Consider the following 18,407-nt stretch of genomic DNA (forward strand, 5'->3'; position numbering starts at 1 on the left):
CTACGGGCGCGCCAAGCCGGTCGGGGCCGGTGCCGAGGATGCCGCGGGGACGAGCAGTCGCCCGGTGACGATCGCGCCATGGAAGGTGCGTGCCGCGACCGTGAACCATGCCGCCAGCAGCAGGGCGAACAGCGCGTACGCCATGATCGCGAGCATCGTCGAGCCGGTGTGCAGCGCCAGGCCGCTCGCCGCCGTGACGCAGGTGCCGACGGGGAAGGTGAACGACCACCATGTCAGGGTGAACGGCAGGCCGGCGCGCGCGGTGCGCACCGTGATCGCCGCCGCGATCGCGAGCCACAGCAGGGCGAATCCGAAGACCGGAACGCCCAGCACGACCGCCGCGGCGGTCACGGTGGCGGCTCCGCTCGCTCCGACGGCGGCGGGCGCGTGGGTGGCCAATAGGTTCGCCGCCGTGACCGACTGACCGAGCGGCCCCAGAACGATCCACAGGGTGGGCACCATCACCGGCGCGGGGAGTTTGTGCTGGGCCAGCCGGGACCACAGCTGGGGAAGGATCGCCAGCGTCGACAGGAAGGCCACGCCGACCATGAGTCCGCAGGCCACCAGCATCGTCAGGCGCGCCTGTCCCGCAGGCAGATGCTCGATCAGCAGAGCTCCGGTCGCCGCCGACACCATCGGCGGCACGACGGGCATCAACCATCCGCCGAAGGCGGCGTCGGCCGTCGCCTCGTGCCGAGTGAACTGGAGGTAGGGGATCGCCACCGCCGTCGCGAGCCCGAGGATGGTTCCGGCCGTCCAGAGCACCGCGTCGACGGCGACGGCCAGTGTCTCGCCGAGAATCGACGCGCCGACCAGGACGGCGCCTGCGCCCACGGTCAGCAGCGCCATCGCCGGGGCGCCGTAGAAGTGCGCGATCACCGGGTGCAGGTGATGGCTGCGTGCGATCTCGGGGAACCATGCCGCGTGCAGCGCCGACGCGATGAGGAGCACGATGAGCAGCGCCGCGGCGACCAGCCATGCGGCCAGGGCGAGCACCCGCAGCGCCGAGGTTGAGCCGGGAAGCGTCGCTGCCGCCGTGGCGACGATGCCGGTACCCATGACGGAGGCGAACCAGTTGGGCGTGATCGCCGACACGAGCATCCGCCCGCCGGGGACATCGCGGAACAGGCGTCGTGTGCGTGGAGTCGACATCGTCATGTCACCAGCGTCGTGGGCTCTGCGCTGCCGCGGAAGAGCCGTATCTTTGGCAGGGTACAAACTCGGCTTGTGGCTGGAGGGTTCGTGGTCGACATTGAGGCGCTGCGTCTTCTGACGGCACTCGCCGACACCGGCAGTCTGACGGCGGCGGGGCGCCGTCTGGGCGTGACCCAGCAGGCCGCGTCTGCGCGGTTGCGGGCGCTGGAGGGCGACGTCGGTGCGGTGCTGGTCGAGCGTTCTGCGCGCGGCTCGCGGCTCACGCGCGTGGGCGAGCTGGTCGAGGGGTGGGGTCGGGAGGTGATGGCCGCCGCCGACCGCTTCGACGAGTCGGTCGGCGCGTTGCGGGAGCGGCGCCGGGGGACGTTGCGGGTCGCCGCCAGCCTCACGGTCGCCGAGCACCTGCTGCCCGCGTGGGTGGCGGCGTGGCGGGAGCGGGACCCGGCGGCGCCGGGCGTTCGGCTGGATGCCGAGAACAGCGCTGCCGTCATCGCTCGGGTGCGCCGCGGCGGTGCGGATCTCGGCTTCATCGAGACCCCGGATATGCCGACGGACCTGCGGAACGTCGTGATCGCGCGGGACGAGATCGTGATCGTGGTCTCGCCGTCGCACCCATGGGCACAGCGGCGCCGCCTCGATCCGGCGGAGGTCGCCGGCACCGCGTTGGTGCTGCGGGAGCGCGGCAGCGGCACGCGCCGCGCTCTGGAAGCGGCGCTGGATGCCGCGGGCACCCCCCTGACGGCGGCTCCCGCGGCGGAACTGCCCTCCTCGTCGGCCGTGCGCACGACCGCGGCCACCGGCTTCGCGCCGGCCGCGGTCAGCGCGCTCGCCGTGCGCGACGATCTCCACTCGGGGCGCCTCGTCCGCGTCGAGATGGACGGTGAGGTGATCACGCGCCCGGTCGCGGCCGTCTGGGCCGGTCGCGAGCCCGAGCCCGCGGCATCCCGCCTGCTCGCCGTCATCGCCGACACGCTCGGTATCGGCTGACCGCTGCGCTCAGCGCGGTGGTTGCAGCAGGCGCCCGAACGTGCGGAGGGTCTCGCTGAGTCCGATCGACGGCTCGAGCAGCCACTGGATCTGCAGGCCGTCGGAGGCGGCGATCAAGAGCGCCGCGAGGTCCTCGGCGGGGACGTCGTCGCGGATGTCGCCATCGGCCTGCTGCCGACGAAACGATGACGTGAGCTCGTCGCGCACGCGCTCGAAGCGGGCCGAGAAGAACTCTCGGCCGACGTCGTTGCCCGCCTCCAGCGAGGCCGCCAGCAGCGTCGTATACAGCTGGACCAGTCCCGGCACGTCGACGTTCGCGATCGCCGCAGCGATCATCGTGTCGACGCCGGGGGTGACGATCGGGTCCGCAGCGGCGTTGCGCCGGATCTCGGCATGCGCGTAGACGGCGACCAGCAGCTGCTCCCGAGAGTCGAAGTAGTGCAGCAGAGCGGCATGCGAGACGCCGATCGCCTCGGCGATGCGACGCAGCGACGTGCCGTCGGCCCCGCGCTCGCGGAACACCTCGATCGCGCGGTCCAGGATCTCCTGGCGCCGCGCCACCCCCTTCGGCTGCAGGCCGCGGCGCCCGATCACCGCCTCGTCGCCCGTGCCGTCCGTCGTGCTCACGGCATCCAACCTAGCCGATCCTCGAAGAAGAAACCTCCATGTGGAGGTTTTGTGATACCGTCGCCTCAGCGCCACGCGGACGATGCGCCGCCGACGCCGCACACACGAGACAACGAGGTTCGAAGGACGCACGTCATGACACTGCCCGTCGCTTCCGTCCAGCTCTACACGCTGGCCAAGGAGTTCACCGCCGACATGGGAGGCTCACTCGACAAGCTCACCGCGATCGGCCTGCGCAACGTGGAGGCGTTCGATTTCGTCTCCCGCCCCACGCAGATCCGCGCCGCGCTGGACGCCAGCGGACTCGCCTCGCCCACCGGACATGCACCGCTGCTGTCCGACACCCTCTGGACCCCGGACGGCGAGATTCCGACCCCGGCACCCGAGGTCGTGTTCGCCGCCGCGGCGGAGATCGGCATGACCACCGTCATCGACCCGTTCGTCGCTCCCGAGCGCTGGCTGACGGCCGACGGTGTCGCCGACATCGCCGACCGGCTCAACCGCGCCGCCGAGAAGGCGGCGGAGTTCGGCCTCAGCGTCGGCTACCACAACCACGCCCAGGAGTTCGTCGCCTCCTTCGACGGCGCCACCGCCTACGAGCGCTTCGTCGCGCTGACCGACGAGCGCGTCCAGCTCGAGCTCGACCTCTTCTGGGCGCTCACCGGCGGCCAGGACGTGCCCGCGCTCGTGTCCGCGCTCGGCGACCGCCTCGTCGCGGTGCACGTCAAGGACGGCGTCGTCCCGGCATCCAACCCCTGGGCTCCCGGCGCCGGTTCCTTCGGGTCGGACAGCCTCGACCAGCGCCACGCCGGCACCGCCGACGTTCCTCTCGCGGAGGCGCTGAAGGTCGGTACGGCGATCCGCTACGCCGTGATCGAGTACGACAAGGCCCCCGGAGACGTGTTCGAGGACATCGCCGCCAGCTACGCCTTCCTCCGCGACGGGGGGTACGTCCAGTGAGCGCCCTGCGCGTCGGTGTCATCGGCACCGGAGTCATCAGCCAGACCTACCTGGAGAACCTGACCTCGTTCCCCGACGTCGAGGTCGTGGCCGTGGGCGATCTCCTGCCCGAACGCGCCCAGGCCAAGGCCGAGGAGCACGGCGTGCCCAGCTGGGGCACGGGGGAGGACGTGCTGTCGAATCCCGACGTCGACCTTGTGGTCAACCTCACGATCCCGGCGGTGCACGTCGAGGTGTCGAAGGCCGCCGTCGCCGCCGGCAAGCACGTGTGGACCGAGAAGCCGCTGGGCCTGGACCGTGAGAGCACGCGTGAACTGCTCGCGCAAGCCGAGGCGGCCGGTGTGCGCATCGGGTCGGCCCCCGACACGATCCTCGGCCCGGGCTTCCAGACCGCCAAGCGCGCCATCCGCGAGGGCGTCATCGGCACGCCGCTGTTCGTGCAGACGTCGTTCCAGACGCAGGGGCCCGACCTGTGGCACCCGGAGCCCGCGTTCCTGTTCGCCCAGGGCGCGGGACCGCTCCTGGACATGGGGCCGTACTACTTCTCGGCGCTCGTGAGCCTGCTCGGACCCGTGGCCGGCGTCACGGCGCGCGGCTCGCGCTGGCAGACGACGCGCCAGATCCACACCGGACCGCGCGCGGGGGAGACCTTCCCCGTCGAGGTGCCCTCGACCGTCCAGGTGCTGACCTCCTTCGCGGGCGGACAGCACGGCACCCACCTGCTCAGCTTCGACTCGGCGCTGGAGCGACACGGTGTGATCGAGATCCACGGTTCGGAGGGCACGATCGTGCTGCCCGACCCGAACGCGTTCACCGGACGCATCGCGTACGTGAAGCCGCTCGGCGTGATCCGTGACGGCATGCGGTTCGAGCAGGAGTGGGTCGAGGTGCCCGAGGAGGGCACCGTCGTCGGTCGCGGTCTCGGCGTGCTCGATATGGCACGCGCCATCGCGGAGGGACGTCCCCATGTCGCGACCGGCGAGCTCGGCTATCACGTGCTCGACGTCATGCTGTCGGCGCAGGAGTCCGCCGGTACCGGCGAGACGCTGACGATCGGCAGCACCGTCGCCGACGTGCCGCTTCTGCCCGAGGGGTTCGACCCCTTCCAGAGCACGCTGGCCTGAGCCGCGGCCACGCGCACACCGAGAGGGGTGGATGCCGGGAGCACCGGCATCCACCCCTCTTCGTCGCCTGTCAGTGGCCGGCGTGCGGATCGACGACCATCACGGTGCCGTCGGGGCGCACGAGCGCCGCGTCCTGCACGGCGCCGAGTGCCGGTGTGGCCACGACGGCCACGAGGGCGGCGGCCAGCAGCAGGGGAACCGTGCGGATCGCGCCGGCCGGTGCCACGCGCCGGCGAGCGTCGGTGATGATCATCACGGCCGCCGTCAGCAGGAGGACGACCGCGACCGCGGCGGCCAGAATGCTCGCGCGGCCCCCGGTCAGAACGACAAGCGCGGCGACGCCGAAGACAGTGACGAGCGTCGACGCCGCCGCGGTCCGGGGCAGGAGCAGGCGGCCGGCGCTCAGCGCCGCCGCACCCCAGGCCAGCCACAGCAGTCCCGCCACGGCGAGGACGACTCCCGACCCGCGGGCCGCGCCCGAAGACGCCTCACCCGTGATGGCGGCCGCGCCCATGCCGATCGAGACCAGGCCCGCCCCCCACGCGAGCGGCACGGTCCAGGCGCGCAGGCCGGCTCCCGGAGCGGCCGCCGCGCGGGAGGGCGCGCTCATGCCGTGACCGACCGCGCGCCGCGCTCGGCGCCGAGAGCCACACCGAGCAGCACGATCGCGCTGGCGAGGTGCAGGAAGTGGTCGGGGACGTTCAGGGCGAGGATGTTCGCCGAGGTGCCGACGAGGAAGAAGCCGACCACGCCCAGCAGCAGATAGGCGGCGCCGATGGTGGCGTTGACCGTCTTGGCGGCGCGCACGCCGCTCAGGCCCGCGATCACGAGCGCGGCACCGATGAGAAGGTGCGCGATGTTGTGCAGCGGGTTCACGGCGAAGATCCCCAGCAGCAGTCCGCCGTCGGTGGCGAGGAATCCCACGCCGCCGGTGACGGCGAAGCCCAGGGCGCCGACGACGAGGTAGACGGCGCCGAAGACGGTGGCGACGAGACGGTTCGGTGACGAGTTCATGACGGACCTCCTGTTCGGGTCGCGACCGGTGTCGTGACGGAGGTTGTTCGAGGCGCGACGCCGAACGGATTGGCGGGCGGGCTGCGCGTCAGGCGAGCCGCGCCGCCACGATCCGTGTCGCCGCCTGCGCATCGAGTCGATGACCGACCGACTCCGGCGAGACGATCAGCTCGGCGTGCGGCATCGCCGCCGCGAGGCGCTCGGCAGCCGCGCTGAGGAACGGGAAGGTCTGCTCACCGCAGAGGATCGTCACCGGGACGTCGACGGCGAGCATGGCATCGGTCGGCGTGGACAGCTCGCGCGCGAGTGTCGCGTCGTAGACGGTCGACTGTGCCAGCGGCACCACACCGGCGAAGGCGTCGGTCGCGCGGAACTGCGCGATCATCGCGTCGGGAAGTCCGACCGCCTCGCGCTGGAACAGGACGACGGCCTCCTCGCGATCTCCCGCGTCGACGAGCGCCTGGATGCGCGAGGGGAGATCGGGAGCCGGCTCGTGGACGCCGAAGTGGAACGGGGGTTCGGACAGGAACAGTGCGCGCACCGGCACCGACCCTCGACATCGTCAAGACGTCGAGGGGCGTCGGAGCGCAGGGGGCGGATTCAGAGCAGGTCGGCGCGGTGCACGAGTGCGCCGGCGCCGATGAGCGGGGCATCCCCGCCCAGCCCGGCACGCACGACCTTCAACCGCCCGGCGTAGGCGTTGACGGCGCTGTCGCGAACGACGCGTTCGATGCGGTCCGGATAGTCGTCCGCCACGAACGAGAACCCGCCGCCGACGACCGCCAGCTCGAGATCCAGCAGGGTCGCCGCGCTCGTGAGACCGACGCCCACCGCGTGCGCGGACCGCGCGACCGCCGCGACCGCCACGTCCTCGCCCGCGCGGTACGAGACCGCGAGCTCCTCGCCGGTCGTGCCCGCCCAGCCCTGGGCGCGCGCCCAGGCGACCGTGTGCGGTCCCGAGGCACGCTGCTCGAGGGTGGATGCCGCCGGCTCGCCGTCGACGTCGGCGACGAGGATCTGCCCGAGGTGTCCCGCGTTGCCCGAACCACCGGCGACGAGCCGCCCATCCGACACGATGCCGCCGCCGACACCCGTCGACACGACGAACACGATCGCGTTGCGCACCCCGCGTGCGGCACCCCGCCACGCCTCGGCGAGGGCGATGCACGTGCCGTCCAGGCGCAGCGTCACGGCGTCCAGCCCACTTGCGGTTCGCACCGCCGCCACGATGGCGAATCCGTGCGCCGCGGGAAGGTTGATCGGCGCGATGGTGCCGGCGGTGATGTCGATCGGCCCGGCCGCGCCGATGCCCGCCGCGACGACCTCGTTCCACCGCGGGTGCGCGCGGCATCCGTCGATCACCTCCGTGAGTCCGCGCTCGAGAACGGTGACGTCCGTGGCGGCGCCCGCGCCGGTCGGGGTGCGGTGGCGCGAGCCCTCGACGATCGCGCCGTCCGCGTCGACGAGGGCGCTCTCGATCTTTGTGCCGCCGAGATCGATCGCCAGTGCCAGAGTCATGCCGCGTCCTTGAGGAGTCGTCGAGAGGGGGGGCGGAGCCGGGAGTATGCCGGGCGCCGTATAGACGTAAGCGTAGTGTCGGCACCAGCGATCGGCATCCGCCTTTGGCTTCGCCCCACGGGCATCGTCTCCCGCGATGGACCGCCGATCAACGGAGCCGGTCATGGCCACACTCACCCCCGCATCCACTCTCGGCCCGATCCGGCAGACGTACGCGACGTCGGAGACGTTCCCGCCGGTCGCGCGCTCGTACACCCAGGTGTCGCAGGTGGTGAAGGAACTCGGGCTGCTGCGCCGGGCTCCGGTCTTCTACGCTCTCGTCGGCGCGGCGCTGGCCCTCTGCCTCGCCGGGTGCGTCGCCGGTTTCGTCCTGCTCGGCCAGAGCTGGTTCCAGCTGCTCATCGCGGCGGCGCTCGGCATCGTGCTGACCCAGGTCGCGTTCCTCGCCCACGAGGCGGCGCACCGGCAGATCCTGTCCTCGGGGCCGGCGAACGATCGCCTTGCGCGCATCCTCGCCGCCGGCGTCGTCGGCATCAGCTACTCGTGGTGGGACTCCAAGCACTCCCGCCACCACGCCAACCCCAACCGCGTGGGCAAGGACCCCGACATCGAGGTCGACACGATCTCGTTCCTCGTCGAGGATGCCGTCCAGGCCCGCGGCATCCGCCGGTTCATCACCCGCCGCCAGGGCTGGTTCTTCTTCCCGCTGCTGACGCTGGAGGGGCTCAACCTGCACGCGCACGGCATCCGCCACCTGCTGTCGCGGCAGCCGGTGAAAAAGCGCGGACTCGAGCTCGCGCTCATCACGACGCGACTCGCGGTCGTCATCGTCCCCGTCTTCCTGCTCCTGCCGCTCGGGATGGCCTTCGCCTTCCTCGGCGTCCAGCTCGCCGTGTTCGGCGTGTACATGGGGGCATCGTTCGCCCCGAACCACAAGGGCATGCCCGTCATCGATGCGAACGCCCGACTGGACTTCTTCACCAAGCAGGTGCGCACGTCCCGCAACATCAACGGCGGCTGGTGGGCCACCTGGATGTTCGGCGGCCTCAACCACCAGGTCGAACACCACCTGTTCCCGAGCATGGCGCGCCCGCACCTCTCGCGCGCTCGTGCCGTCGTGCGTGACTACTGCAAGGGCGCCGGCATCCCGTACACCGAGACGAGCGTCTGGCGTTCGTACGCCATCGTCATCGACTACCTCAACCGGGTGGGGCTCGCGGCGCGCGATCCGTTCGACTGCCCGATGGTCGCCGGCTACCGCCGCGCCTGACGGCCCACGGCGGCGCCGGCTGCGGTCGCGTCAGGCGTTGCGCTTCACGACGCGCATGAGCCACGCGATGATCGCGATGAGCAGAATGACCAGTCCGATCCACAGCAGGAACTTCGCCGCTTCGACGAAGACGCCGAGAAGGATCAGGACGATACCGACGATGAGAAGGATGAGTGCGAGTGCCATGCGCTCAGTGTGCCCTCGTCGCGCGCGCGGGCGCGGGGGGTTGACATCGTCGCGGGAGGCTGTCAAGCCCCTCGTCGCGGCCGGCCGGTTCGGCTGTACTGAGGATCACCATCCCACGTACTGACGATCCCCGGCGAGGTCGAACCGTGAAAGACATCCTGATCGAGGGGCATCGCATCCTCACGACCGATGACGTCGCGGATGCGGTGCTGACGTACGCGCAACGCCTGAACCAGACCGGCTCCACCGACATCGTCGAGTTCCCCAGCATCGATGACGGCGCCCTCAGCGTCTGCCGGATGCTCCTCGGCAGCGGCATCCCCGTCGCCGTTTTGGACGCGACGACCTCGCTCGCCTCCGACATCCTGGGCGCCGACCGGGCGTGCGCGGAGATCTCCCGACGCACGGCGGCGCTCGCCTAGCGGCTCGAGTCGATCGGGGCGCGCGTTACTGTGGAGCGGTGGGACGGTTCAGTTACGACGGCAGTGTCAAAGCGGAGTTCGACGATCGCGTGCTCGCGCACCTGCAGGTCGTCATCAGTCAGAAGCTCCGCCGCGGCGAGACATTCACGTTCACGTGGCGCAACGACACGAGCCTCGGCGATGGGCGTACGGCCATCTGGCTCCATCCGCACGCGTCGATCGTGTACTCGTATCACGGCAGTCGCCAGCCTGCACTGAACCGGGCGTGGCTGGAGGCGCTGACGCACGCCGCGAACTCGACGGCGGGGCTGCAGATCGTCCCCGAGCCCGAGGGACCATACTCCGGTGAGGTCTTGACCGGCTGACGGTCTCGCGCGTCGCACGGGCGCGGGGGCCTGTCAATCCCCTCGCCCCGCCGGCTGGCTTCCCCGACAGTGGGTGAGAAGGCGGTGACGATGATGACGGCGATGACGCAGACAGCGCATGTCGGCGGCCACCTCGAACTCCTCCCGATCGATGAGGATGCCTGGCGATTGTGCGACCGGCGCGTGAGCGCACGTGACGCCGAGTTCGTCGTGGCCTACATCGAGCGCACGGACGGCGGGTTCGAGACGGTCTGGATCAGAGGCGGTGCTCGGCGATCACGCCTGTCGTCGCTGGAGGAATGCGTCGAGAGAGGTGAGGAGATCCTCCGCGCGCAAGAACAGTCGACATCGCGCCGGCCGGTTCCGATCCCGCACTTCCCTCCGGCGCGCGGCTTCTGAGGCGATCAGTCGTCCGCGACGGCGACCGTCTGGGGAGCGTTGTCCGCGTCACCGTCGACCGACTCGATCTGCTCCTCGGTGAGCTGGATGCCGCCGGACGTGCTCGCTGACTGGGCCAGCTCTTCGATCCACGCACGGTTCAGCTCCGTGGGCTCGGGATCGTCGAAGACGAAGCGCAACGGGATCGATGGATGCAGCCAGATGGTGCTGCGGCCTCGCGTCTCGCCGTCGGGGTGCTGCCACGACACGGTGAAGCTCTCGCCGCGGCGGAGCTTGGTGGCCACGACCACCTTCAGGTGTGCGAGCACCCTGTCCTCGATATGGATCGGAGTAGCCGAGCCCCCGTAATAGATCGTGCCCACGGTGCGATTGTAGGCCGTGCCGCGGCGATCAGGGAGCGACGAGACTCACGCCGGCCTGCACCAGTGCGTTCGCGAGAGGGGGAGGTGGGGGAGCGTCGGTGATGAGGTAATCGACGCCCTCGAGGGGGGCGACCTGGGCGAAGAGCCGACGCCCGAGCTTGGAGGAGTCGGCGAGCACCGCCGTCCGGTCGGCGCGGTCGATCATCTCCGCCATCATGGTCGCGTCGCCGAGGTTGCTCGTCGAATACCCGGACTCGTCGACGGCGCCGACCGCGACCAGCGCGAGGTCGCAGCGGATGTCGAGTTCGCGCCCGCCCGCTGCCATCGCGAAGGTCACCGGGCCGGTCGTGGCCTGCGTGATCGTGCGGACGGCTCCGCCGAACACGTAGAGGTCGCGAAACGCCGACGGGGCGATCTCCGCGGGGATCCTCAGATTGTTGGTCGCGATCGTGAGATCACGGTGTCCTCGGAGGGCACGGGCGACGGCGAGCGTCGTCGTGCCGGCGTTGAGCATGACGACCGCGCCGTCGTCGACCATCTCGGCCGCGAGCCGGGCGATCTTCTCCTTCTCCTCCACCTGCACGCGCAGGCGCACGTCGAGACCGCGGTCGCGCAGTGCGCCGTCGGTGGCGCTCACGGCGCCGCCGTGTGTGCGGATGAGAGCGCCCTCGCGATGGAGCTGGTCGAGGTCGCGGCGCACGGTGTCGATCGACACGTCGAAGTGCTCCGACAGCTCGGCCACCGTGACCTGCCCCTGCTCGGCGACATAGGCCGCGAGGTCGGCTTTGCGGCCGGCGGGAAGTCGACGGCCACGCGAGGCTGCTTTGTCCATGTCTTCATCCCTAGCACAGCGCATGCCGTTTTCGCGCCCATAACCGGCATAAGACAGCAGAAGATGGCAGTTTGCGGAGAGAACCTCTTGACCTAGCGGCAAAAGACGGCATAATGGTGCTGAAAGACGCATTAATCCGCAGTGGTGCGGAGGGCGCACAAACTCAAAGAGGAGAAACGATGTCCAGAGTGGGGCGGGGTCACAGCACGGCCCGCACGGTTCTCGGCGCGGTTGCGGCGGCAGTGACGCTGGTCGCGATGGCGGGCTGCTCCAGCAGCGCGTCGCCGTCCGGCAGCGGCGGCGCCGGCGGAGATGTCACGATCGAGTTCGCGCAGTGGTGGGAGCCGGAGCTGCCCGACGGGCAGTTCCGCGCGTTGATGGACCAGTTCGAGTCCGAGAACCCGGGCGTCAAGGTCAAGCTCGTCAGCGGCCCGTACGCATCGACGAAGGAGCAGCTGTTCGCCGGCGCGGCATCCGGCACCATGCCCGACGTCGTCGGCCTGGACGGCGCGTGGGTCAACGACTTCGCCTCCAAGGGTGTGATCGCGAACCTCACCGACCTGATGACGCAGAGCACCTACGACGAGAGCCAGCTCGCCAGCCAGATCAAGGTCGACGGCAACACCTACATGATCCCGGTCGTCAACTTCGTCTACCCGATGTTCACCAACGACGACCTCCTCGCCAAGGCCGGTGTGGCCGCACCCCCGTCCACGCGCACCGAGTTCGCCGACGCCGCGAAGAAGGTCAAGGCGCTCGGCGGCGACGTCTCCGGCTGGGTCCTCCCGCTGTCGCTCGAGGCGCCGAACGGCGTGCAGAACGACGTGATGTCCTGGGTGTGGGCGTCGGGCGGCTCGATGCTGAAGGACGGCAAGCCCGACCTCACCAACAAGGACGTGACGTCTGCGATGGACTACATCGACGGGCTGTGGAAGGACGGCGTCATCGCCTCCGGATCCTTCACCATGAAGGAGCAGGACAAGGTCGAGGAGTTCACCAACGGCCGCGTCGGCATGATGATCGACTCGCTCGCCCACATCAACCTGATCCGCCAGTCGAACCCGGACCTGAAGTTCTCGATCTCGGCCATCCCGGCCGCCGACGGGTACACCGGAGAGCGCGGCATCCCGTACGCGTCGTGGGGCATCGGCGTCGCCGAGAACTCCGCGCACAAGGATGCCGCATTCAAGCTCGTGTCGTTCCTGATGAGCAAGGACACCAACTCGAAGCTGTCGACCCTCGCCAAGGCGTTCCCCGGGAACACGCAGTCCACCCCGGACTTCTCGGGCAGCGACGAACTGTTCAAGAAGGCCTTCGACATCTACAAGGCGGGGTATCCCGCGAACGAGTTCACGGGTCTGCCGACCGCGGAGGACCTCATGCGCCAGCTCGGCCAGCAGCTGCAGACGGCCCTCGACGGGCAGCAGTCCATGGGCGACGCGCTGAAGAACGCGCAGACGTCCTGGGCCGCGGCGTTCTGAGTCGTCCCGCCCACCCGGGTGCCGCATCGCTGAGCGACAGCGGTGCGGCACCCGTCCACCCACCCCTCCGGTGCCCCCGGAACCCCGCAAGGAGCCGTGCGGTCTCATGACCCTCAAAACACCCGTCTCGATGGACACCGAAGTGCTGGTGACCGGCGTCGCCCACTCGCGTCGTCGTCGTCAACTGCGGCGCACCACGGAGTCCTACGGCTTCCTTGCGCCGACGCTGATCCTGCTGCTCGTCCTGATGATCGTCCCGATCGTCATGGTCATCGGCTACTCGCTGCAGAGCAACGTCATCCTCAGCAAGCACAGCGAGTTCGTCGGGCTGGAGAACTACCTCGCCGTCCTCGGCGATGCGACCTTCTGGAAGACGACCTCCAACACGGTGGTCTTCACGGTCGTCAGCGTCGCCGCGCACCTCGTGCTCGGACTCGGCTTCGCCCTCATGCTGAACAGCCCGCTCATCGGCGGCTTCTCCCGCGCCGTCTTCCGCGGCCTCTACGTCCTGCCGTGGCTGTTCACCGTCGCCGTCATCGCCGTGCTCTGGCGCATGCTGCTCGCCCCCAACGGCGTCATCAACTTCCTGCTCCAGTCTCAGATCGAGTGGCTCGCCTCCCCGCAGCTCGCCCTCGGCACCGTGACCTTCATCAACATCTGGGCCGGCTACCCCTTCTTCATGGTGAGCCTGCTGGCCGGCCTGCAGGGCATCCCCAGCGACCTGTACGAGGCGGCCACCGTCGACGGCGCGAGCAGCGTGCAGCGCTTCTGGAACGTCACCCTGCCGCAGCTGCGCCCCATCATCGTGAGCCTGCTGCTGCTGGACCTCATCTGGACCTCTCAGCAGTTCGCCCTCATCTGGATGACCACCGGCGGGGGCCCGATCGATGTGACCGAGGTGCTCAGCACCTACACCTACAAACTGGCCTTCGCCACGTACGACTTCTCGCTCGCGGCCACCGCCGCCGTGCTCGTCCTGCTCATGTCGATGGTCCTGGCCGTGTTCTACGTGCGGCACCAGAAGGCGAGGGATTGAGATGGCCATGTCCGTGCAGACCCGTCGGCGCACCGCTCGTGCCGGCATCTACCTCGGCCTCATCCTCGGGGCGGTGTTCGCGGCCGGTCCCGTGCTGTGGATGCTGTCGAACTCGTTCAAGTCGAACACCGAGATCTTCGAGCTGCCGCCACGACTGATCACCGACACGTTCTCGTTCGACGCGTACATCGCGATCTTCACCAACCCCGAGACGATGCGCTTCTTCCTCAACAGCTACATCGTCGCCGGTGCCGTGACGGTGCTGACGCTGCTGGTCGCCATCCAGGCGGCGTACGCCTTCAGCCGGTTCGAGTTCCGCGGCAAGCGTGTGCTCAACGTCATCATCGTGAGCGTGCAGGCGGTGCCGCCGATCACGCTGCTCATTCCCTACTTCGGTCTGATGGTGGGCCTCGGCCTGTACAACACGTATCCCGGCCTGATCCTCACCTACATGGTCTTCACGCTGCCCTACGCGATCATCATGATGACCGGCTACTTCAACACCCTGCCGCGTGAGCTGGACGAAGCCGTCCGCGTCGACGGCGCGGGCTCGATGACTGCGCTGTGGCGCGTGCTCGTGCCCATCTCGGTGCCCGGCATCGTGTCGGTGGGCATCTACACGTTCATGATCGCGTGGAACGAGTACCTGTTCGCCCTGACGCTGACCCGCACGATCGACATGCGCACCGTCCCCATCGGCATCCAGCTGCTCATGGGTCAGCACTCCTACGAGTGGAACCAGATCATGGCGATGAGCGTGCTCGGCTCGATCCCCGTGCTCATCCTCTTCCTCTTCTTCCAGCGCTACTTCATCAGCGGCCTGACGGCCGGCTCGGTGAAGAGCTGACCGAACCCCACCCCACCGAACACAGGAGAATCCACCGTGGTGCTGTACACCGGCAAGTCCATCCTCGACATCGCCAACCAGAACAACTTCGCCATCCCGGCCTTCAACATCAGCGATTGGGCGATGTTCCTCGGCGTCATGGACATCAGCGAGGAGAAGAACGCGCCCGTCATCATCGCGATCCACCCCGACGAGGTCTCGCACGTGACGACCGACCTCATCGTCGCCATCCGCGAGCGCGCGCACCGCTCGCCCGTGCCCGTCGCGATCCACTGGGACCACGGCGGCACGTACGAGCAGATGATCGTCGCCATCCAGGCCGGTTTCACGTCGGTCATGATCGACGCGTCGCTGCTGCCGTTCGAAGAGAACGTCGCGCTCACCCGCAAGGTCGTCGAGGCCGCGCACGCCGTCGGCATCCAGGTGGAGGGTGAGCTCGGCACGATCGGCGCCAACGACAGCTACGGCGAGTCGGGCGCCGCGGAGATCATCTACACCAACGTCGACGACGCCGTGCGCTTCGTCGCCGAGACCGGCGTCGACAGCCTCGCGATCGCCATCGGCACCTCGCACGGGCTCTACCCGTCCGACAAGAACCCGGAACTGCGTCACGACCTGCTCGAGCAGATCAAGGCCGCGGTGAAGATCCCCCTCGTCCTGCACGGCGGCTCTGCCAACCCCGACGCGGAGCTCGCCCGCGCCGTCTCGCTCGGCATCAACAAGATCAACATCTCCAGCGACATCAAGGTGAGCTACCACAACCGCATGCGCGAGATCCTCGGCACCGATGAGCGTCTGCGCGAGCCGAACGCCATCCAGCCCGAGCCGATCGCCGCCCTCAAGGTGACGGCCGCCGAGAAGATCGACCTGTTCGGTGCCGCCGGCAAGGCCGACCTGTACTGACCGAGGCCGGCGGGAGATCATCGACACCATGAGCGCGCGACTCGTCCTCGGACTCGGCGGCACCGTCGACTACGAGATCCGGTGGGATGCCGCGGTCATCAGCACTCTGGCCCGTCACTACGGCGTGCGGCGGGACGAGCTGGTGAGCGCGGCGCCCATCGAGGACGAGCGTGCGCTCATCGTCGCGATCCTCGGTCTGCTCGAACGCGGCGTCGGAGGGGAGCGGTTCGCCGCCTCCTCCGACCTGCTCGACGCCTTCGCGGCGCGTTTCGACACGGCGGTGACGCTGGGCGGGACGGGTGTGCGCGCGGGAATCGCGCTGGCGAACCTCGGCATCCCGAGCACGCAGCACCTCGTGAGCATCGACGACAACGTGCGACGGCTCATGCCGCCGATCATCGACTGGGTGTGCTCCGCCGCGGCGGACACCCTCGACCCGCACCTGATCGTGCAGTACCCCGCGAGGGCCGTCGTCGCGCTCGCCGACGGGGAGATCGTGGCACCGTCGGCGAACCGCGTGATCGTCGCCAACGATCGCCCCAACCGCGAGATGGCGATCGCCCCCCAGCTCGGCGAGCGCCTGCGCGACGCCGACGCCTTCCTCGTGTCGGGATTCAACACGATGCAGGATGCCGACCTGCTGGCCGCGCGTCTGGACGACCTGTGGGCGGCGATGGGGCATCTTCCGGCCGAGGCGTTGGTCTACTACGAGGATGCCGGGTTCTATCGCCGTGAGTTCGCCGCGATCGCCCGCGATCGCCTGCTGTCGCGCATCGACGTCTACGGCATGAACGAAGACGAGCTGCAGGAGTACGTCGGTCGGGCCGTCGACCTGCGCGATCCCGCGCAGGTCGACGCCGCACTCGCCGAGGCGCACCGGCTCATCCCGGTGCCGGCGCTCGTCGTGCACACGCGCCTCTGGTCGATCGCGGTCGGCCCCCGCGCGCGGCGCCACCGCTCCGCCCTCGAGGCGGCGGTGCGGGTCTCGGGGACGCGCTACCGTCTCGGCGATGTGTTCGACGCGGCCGACCTCGACGACACCGGGCGACTGCCGCGGCATCCGGACGGCGTCCGCGTCGTGGCGGCGATCGAGGCGTCCCGGCCCGATGCCGCGGGGGTGGCCGCCGTCGTGGTCGACACGGCGACGCCCACCACCATCGGTCTCGGCGACAGCTTCGTCGGCGGATTCCTGTCGGTCACGCGTGCCGCCGCCGACGCGGTGTCGGCGCGCTGACGGCGATCGTCATGCCGATCCGGCTGCCCTCGAACCGCCCCGCGGACCGCTTCTACCGCGGCGGCGCCCGCATCTGCGCGTTCCGCGCCGAGCCGCCACCGGCCGGACGCGAGCCGGAGGACTGGATCGCCTCCACGACGACCGTGGCCGGCGAGGCGCGGACGGGCCTGACGGTGCTCCCCGACGGTCCGGGCGGTGCCGGCATCCTGCTGCGCGACGCCGTCACGGCCGACCCCGTGCACTGGCTGGGCCGTGCGCACGCGCAACGGTGGGGCGCCGATACGCGTCTGCTCGTGAAGCTCCTCGATGCCGGCCAGCGCCTCCCGGTGCACGCCCACCCCGACGATGCCTTCGCGGCCGCTCATCTCGGCCGCGCGCACGGCAAGGCCGAGGCCTGGTACATCCTCTCCGGCGGAGCGGTGCACCTCGGGCTGCGCGACGACATCGACGCCGACCGCCTGGCAGGGATGGTGGCGCGTCAGGAGACCGACGAGATGCTGGCGTTGCTGCACCGCGTGGACGTGCACGCGGGCGACGTGGTGTGGGTGCCGCCCGGAGAGCTGCATGCGATCGGCGAAGGGGTGCTGCTGCTCGAGCTGCAGCAGCCCGAAGACCTCTCGATCCTGCTCGAGTGGCGCGGCTTCGCGCTGGACGGAGCAGCCGATGGACACGTGGGGATCGGCTTCGACCGCGCCCTGACCGCCGTCAACCGTCGGGCGCGCAGCGCCGCCGAGATCGCCGGGCTCGTCCACCCGGCGCCGGCCGAGAACGAGGGGTCGGTGCTTCCTGCAGCGGCGGACGAGTACTTCCGCCTCGAGCGTCACGTCCTCGACGGCGCGGCCATCGTCGCTGCGGGCTTCGCCGTCGTGGTCGTCACGGCGGGAGAGGTGGTGATCGGCGGCGCTGAGGCCGGGGCGGGAACGACGTGGCTGATCGCGGCGGCAGAGGGCGATGTGGTCGCCAGCGGCCGCGGTGAGCTTCTGGTCGCGCGGCCACCGGCGCCGTAACCTGTCGCGTTCGGTGCCCGGGCGGGGTCAGGAGATGCGCGAGTGCTCGCCGAGGCGGTGCCAGGTGCGGTTGTGGTAGACCAGTGCGTCGCCGGGCTCGCCCGGGGCGACGTCGCGCTCGAGCTGGGACTGCAGCGCGTGCGCCGCGAACACGGTGGAGCCGCCGGCATCCATCCGCTCGATGACGGCGCACCGCACCCACGCGCGCACGTCGTGGTAGACCGGCTCACCGGTGACCAGACGCGACCACGGCTGCGACCCGTCGAAGCGATCGACGCCGCTGGTGGCGCCGAGGCGGGCGAGGTCGAGGTCGTGGGCGTCGAGCAGATGGACGACGACCGTCTCGGCCTTCGCGAGCACGGCGGCCGACGACGACAGGGCGGACACCGAGAAGATCAGCAGGGGAGGCTCGGCGCTCACGCTCGCGACACTCGTCGCGGTGAGCGCGACCGGTCCGTCGCCGGCGTCGGCGGTGATGACGGCGACGCCGCCCGGGTGGCCGCGGAAGAGCGCCTTGAACTCGTCGGCCGACAGCGACGACGAGAAGCCCGGTGAGGTGAGGTCGGTGGTGTGGTGCGCGGGGGCATCGACCGGCACGGCGATCGGTGCGGTGGGCGACGAGGTCATATATCCACGGTAAACGCCCTGGCGCAGGCCGGCTCCGTCAGACGCAATACG

General features: G+C 70.0%; 23 protein-coding genes. 13 read left to right on the forward strand and 10 right to left on the reverse strand.

Annotated elements, in window-relative coordinates:
• Positions 1-1,158 (reverse strand): TDT family transporter, encoded by a 1,158-nt coding sequence (locus HMPREF1529_RS06585; RefSeq protein WP_157533868.1) that lies wholly within the window; start codon positions 1,156-1,158, stop codon positions 1-3.
• An 84-nt stretch (positions 1,159-1,242) separates the two neighbouring features.
• On the opposite strand from HMPREF1529_RS06585, the gene HMPREF1529_RS06590 reads away from it, so the two are divergent.
• Positions 1,243-2,142 carry a LysR family transcriptional regulator gene (locus tag HMPREF1529_RS06590; protein ID WP_016464221.1) on the forward strand — a complete coding sequence of 300 codons (900 nt, stop codon included), beginning with the start codon at positions 1,243-1,245 and terminating at the stop codon, positions 2,140-2,142.
• Positions 2,143-2,151: 9 nt separating this feature from the next.
• Here HMPREF1529_RS06590 and HMPREF1529_RS06595 read toward each other — a convergent pair whose 3' ends face one another.
• A complete protein-coding gene (locus tag HMPREF1529_RS06595; RefSeq protein WP_016464222.1) occupies positions 2,152-2,769 on the reverse strand; it encodes a TetR/AcrR family transcriptional regulator in 618 nt (205 codons plus the stop codon).
• Positions 2,770-2,904: 135 nt separating this feature from the next.
• Between HMPREF1529_RS06595 and HMPREF1529_RS06600 the strand changes: the two genes are divergently transcribed.
• Together HMPREF1529_RS06600 and HMPREF1529_RS06605 are read left to right on the forward strand one after the other, a co-directional pair.
• Positions 2,905-3,729 carry a sugar phosphate isomerase/epimerase family protein gene (locus HMPREF1529_RS06600; protein WP_016464223.1) on the forward strand — a complete coding sequence of 275 codons (825 nt, stop codon included), beginning with the start codon at positions 2,905-2,907 and terminating at the stop codon, positions 3,727-3,729.
• Positions 3,726-4,853 carry a Gfo/Idh/MocA family protein gene (locus tag HMPREF1529_RS06605; protein WP_016464224.1) on the forward strand — a complete coding sequence of 376 codons (1,128 nt, stop codon included), beginning with the start codon at positions 3,726-3,728 and terminating at the stop codon, positions 4,851-4,853. The genes HMPREF1529_RS06600 and HMPREF1529_RS06605 overlap by 4 nt, the downstream gene beginning before the upstream one ends.
• A gap of 70 nt (positions 4,854-4,923) precedes the next feature.
• Here the strand turns inward: HMPREF1529_RS06605 and HMPREF1529_RS06610 are convergent, their stop codons facing one another.
• The 4 genes from HMPREF1529_RS06610 to HMPREF1529_RS06625 form a co-directional block, all read right to left on the reverse strand.
• Positions 4,924-5,463: a hypothetical protein gene (locus HMPREF1529_RS06610; RefSeq protein WP_016464225.1), complete on the reverse strand. Its 540-nt coding sequence runs from the start codon at positions 5,461-5,463 to the stop codon at positions 4,924-4,926.
• Positions 5,460-5,867, reverse strand: a complete 408-nt coding sequence (locus HMPREF1529_RS06615) for a DUF4383 domain-containing protein (RefSeq protein ID WP_016464226.1) — start codon at positions 5,865-5,867, stop codon at positions 5,460-5,462. The genes HMPREF1529_RS06610 and HMPREF1529_RS06615 overlap by 4 nt, the downstream gene beginning before the upstream one ends.
• Positions 5,868-5,955: 88 nt before the next feature.
• On the reverse strand, positions 5,956-6,408 hold the full coding sequence (locus tag HMPREF1529_RS06620; protein WP_016464227.1) for a hypothetical protein: 453 nt from the start codon (positions 6,406-6,408) through the stop codon (positions 5,956-5,958).
• A gap of 59 nt (positions 6,409-6,467) precedes the next feature.
• Complete coding sequence (locus tag HMPREF1529_RS06625; RefSeq protein WP_016464228.1) at positions 6,468-7,385, reverse strand: ROK family protein; 918 nt, start codon at positions 7,383-7,385, stop codon at positions 6,468-6,470.
• A 163-nt stretch (positions 7,386-7,548) separates the two neighbouring features.
• Between HMPREF1529_RS06625 and HMPREF1529_RS06630 the strand changes: the two genes are divergently transcribed.
• Complete coding sequence (locus HMPREF1529_RS06630; protein WP_005049633.1) at positions 7,549-8,655, forward strand: fatty acid desaturase family protein; 1,107 nt, start codon at positions 7,549-7,551, stop codon at positions 8,653-8,655.
• Between the two features lie 30 nt (positions 8,656-8,685).
• On the opposite strand, the gene HMPREF1529_RS15820 is transcribed toward HMPREF1529_RS06630, so the two are convergent.
• The gene (locus tag HMPREF1529_RS15820; RefSeq protein ID WP_016464229.1) at positions 8,686-8,841 is read right to left on the reverse strand and encodes a hypothetical protein; all 156 of its coding nucleotides are present in this window, start codon (positions 8,839-8,841) and stop codon (positions 8,686-8,688) included.
• A 146-nt stretch (positions 8,842-8,987) separates the two neighbouring features.
• Here HMPREF1529_RS15820 and HMPREF1529_RS06635 point away from each other — a divergent pair, with 146 nt between their 5' ends.
• From HMPREF1529_RS06635 to HMPREF1529_RS06645, 3 genes are all read left to right on the forward strand, one after another.
• A complete protein-coding gene (locus HMPREF1529_RS06635) occupies positions 8,988-9,263 on the forward strand; it encodes a hypothetical protein (RefSeq protein ID WP_005049635.1) in 276 nt (91 codons plus the stop codon).
• A 38-nt stretch (positions 9,264-9,301) separates the two neighbouring features.
• The gene (locus HMPREF1529_RS06640) at positions 9,302-9,628 is read left to right on the forward strand and encodes a DUF7882 family protein (protein WP_005049636.1); all 327 of its coding nucleotides are present in this window, start codon (positions 9,302-9,304) and stop codon (positions 9,626-9,628) included.
• 102 nt (positions 9,629-9,730) lie between these two features.
• Positions 9,731-10,027: a hypothetical protein gene (locus tag HMPREF1529_RS06645; RefSeq protein WP_232212074.1), complete on the forward strand. Its 297-nt coding sequence runs from the start codon at positions 9,731-9,733 to the stop codon at positions 10,025-10,027.
• A 5-nt stretch (positions 10,028-10,032) separates the two neighbouring features.
• On the opposite strand, the gene HMPREF1529_RS06650 is transcribed toward HMPREF1529_RS06645, so the two are convergent.
• On the reverse strand, positions 10,033-10,389 hold the full coding sequence (locus tag HMPREF1529_RS06650; protein ID WP_005049643.1) for a DUF7882 family protein: 357 nt from the start codon (positions 10,387-10,389) through the stop codon (positions 10,033-10,035).
• A 28-nt stretch (positions 10,390-10,417) separates the two neighbouring features.
• Positions 10,418-11,221: a DeoR/GlpR family DNA-binding transcription regulator gene (locus HMPREF1529_RS06655; RefSeq protein WP_005049647.1), complete on the reverse strand. Its 804-nt coding sequence runs from the start codon at positions 11,219-11,221 to the stop codon at positions 10,418-10,420.
• Between the two features lie 179 nt (positions 11,222-11,400).
• On the opposite strand from HMPREF1529_RS06655, the gene HMPREF1529_RS06660 reads away from it, so the two are divergent.
• The 6 genes from HMPREF1529_RS06660 (at position 11,401) to HMPREF1529_RS06685 (ending at position 17,729) form a co-directional block, all read left to right on the forward strand.
• The gene (locus tag HMPREF1529_RS06660) at positions 11,401-12,702 is read left to right on the forward strand and encodes an ABC transporter substrate-binding protein (protein WP_016464230.1); all 1,302 of its coding nucleotides are present in this window, start codon (positions 11,401-11,403) and stop codon (positions 12,700-12,702) included.
• A gap of 106 nt (positions 12,703-12,808) precedes the next feature.
• Positions 12,809-13,738, forward strand: coding sequence for a carbohydrate ABC transporter permease (locus HMPREF1529_RS06665; RefSeq protein ID WP_016464231.1), 930 nt, complete (start codon positions 12,809-12,811; stop codon positions 13,736-13,738).
• 1 nt (position 13,739) lies between these two features.
• On the forward strand, positions 13,740-14,585 hold the full coding sequence (locus tag HMPREF1529_RS06670) for a carbohydrate ABC transporter permease (protein WP_016464232.1): 846 nt from the start codon (positions 13,740-13,742) through the stop codon (positions 14,583-14,585).
• A 36-nt stretch (positions 14,586-14,621) separates the two neighbouring features.
• Entirely contained in the window at positions 14,622-15,488 is an 867-nt protein-coding gene (locus tag HMPREF1529_RS06675) for a ketose-bisphosphate aldolase (protein ID WP_005049651.1), read from the forward strand.
• Between the two features lie 28 nt (positions 15,489-15,516).
• Positions 15,517-16,722, forward strand: a complete 1,206-nt coding sequence (locus HMPREF1529_RS06680) for an ADP-dependent glucokinase/phosphofructokinase (protein ID WP_016464233.1) — start codon at positions 15,517-15,519, stop codon at positions 16,720-16,722.
• Between the two features lie 11 nt (positions 16,723-16,733).
• Positions 16,734-17,729, forward strand: coding sequence for a class I mannose-6-phosphate isomerase (locus HMPREF1529_RS06685; RefSeq protein ID WP_005049660.1), 996 nt, complete (start codon positions 16,734-16,736; stop codon positions 17,727-17,729).
• Positions 17,730-17,756: 27 nt separating this feature from the next.
• Here HMPREF1529_RS06685 and HMPREF1529_RS06690 read toward each other — a convergent pair whose 3' ends face one another.
• Positions 17,757-18,356: a flavin reductase family protein gene (locus tag HMPREF1529_RS06690; protein WP_005049661.1), complete on the reverse strand. Its 600-nt coding sequence runs from the start codon at positions 18,354-18,356 to the stop codon at positions 17,757-17,759.
• Between the last annotated feature and the right edge of the window lie 51 nt (positions 18,357-18,407).

The organism is Microbacterium sp. oral taxon 186 str. F0373 (assembly GCF_000411455.1).
Lineage (GTDB): Bacteria > Actinomycetota > Actinomycetes > Actinomycetales > Microbacteriaceae > Microbacterium.

Coding starts and splice junctions, on each gene's coding strand:
- HMPREF1529_RS06690 (WP_005049661.1), bottom strand. CDS start 18,356: ATGACCTCGTCGCCCACCGCACCGATCGCCGTGCCGGTCGATGCCCCC.
- HMPREF1529_RS06685 (WP_005049660.1), top strand. CDS start 16,734: ATGCCGATCCGGCTGCCCTCGAACCGCCCCGCGGACCGCTTCTACCGC.
- HMPREF1529_RS06660 (WP_016464230.1), top strand. CDS start 11,401: ATGTCCAGAGTGGGGCGGGGTCACAGCACGGCCCGCACGGTTCTCGGC.
- HMPREF1529_RS06600 (WP_016464223.1), top strand. CDS start 2,905: ATGACACTGCCCGTCGCTTCCGTCCAGCTCTACACGCTGGCCAAGGAG.
- HMPREF1529_RS06665 (WP_016464231.1), top strand. CDS start 12,809: ATGACCCTCAAAACACCCGTCTCGATGGACACCGAAGTGCTGGTGACC.
- HMPREF1529_RS06670 (WP_016464232.1), top strand. CDS start 13,740: ATGGCCATGTCCGTGCAGACCCGTCGGCGCACCGCTCGTGCCGGCATC.
- HMPREF1529_RS06585 (WP_157533868.1), bottom strand. CDS start 1,158: ATGACGATGTCGACTCCACGCACACGACGCCTGTTCCGCGATGTCCCC.
- HMPREF1529_RS06625 (WP_016464228.1), bottom strand. CDS start 7,385: ATGACTCTGGCACTGGCGATCGATCTCGGCGGCACAAAGATCGAGAGC.
- HMPREF1529_RS15820 (WP_016464229.1), bottom strand. CDS start 8,841: ATGGCACTCGCACTCATCCTTCTCATCGTCGGTATCGTCCTGATCCTT.
- HMPREF1529_RS06610 (WP_016464225.1), bottom strand. CDS start 5,463: ATGAGCGCGCCCTCCCGCGCGGCGGCCGCTCCGGGAGCCGGCCTGCGC.
- HMPREF1529_RS06655 (WP_005049647.1), bottom strand. CDS start 11,221: ATGGACAAAGCAGCCTCGCGTGGCCGTCGACTTCCCGCCGGCCGCAAA.
- HMPREF1529_RS06615 (WP_016464226.1), bottom strand. CDS start 5,867: ATGAACTCGTCACCGAACCGTCTCGTCGCCACCGTCTTCGGCGCCGTC.
- HMPREF1529_RS06630 (WP_005049633.1), top strand. CDS start 7,549: ATGGCCACACTCACCCCCGCATCCACTCTCGGCCCGATCCGGCAGACG.
- HMPREF1529_RS06645 (WP_232212074.1), top strand. CDS start 9,731: ATGACGCAGACAGCGCATGTCGGCGGCCACCTCGAACTCCTCCCGATC.
- HMPREF1529_RS06680 (WP_016464233.1), top strand. CDS start 15,517: ATGAGCGCGCGACTCGTCCTCGGACTCGGCGGCACCGTCGACTACGAG.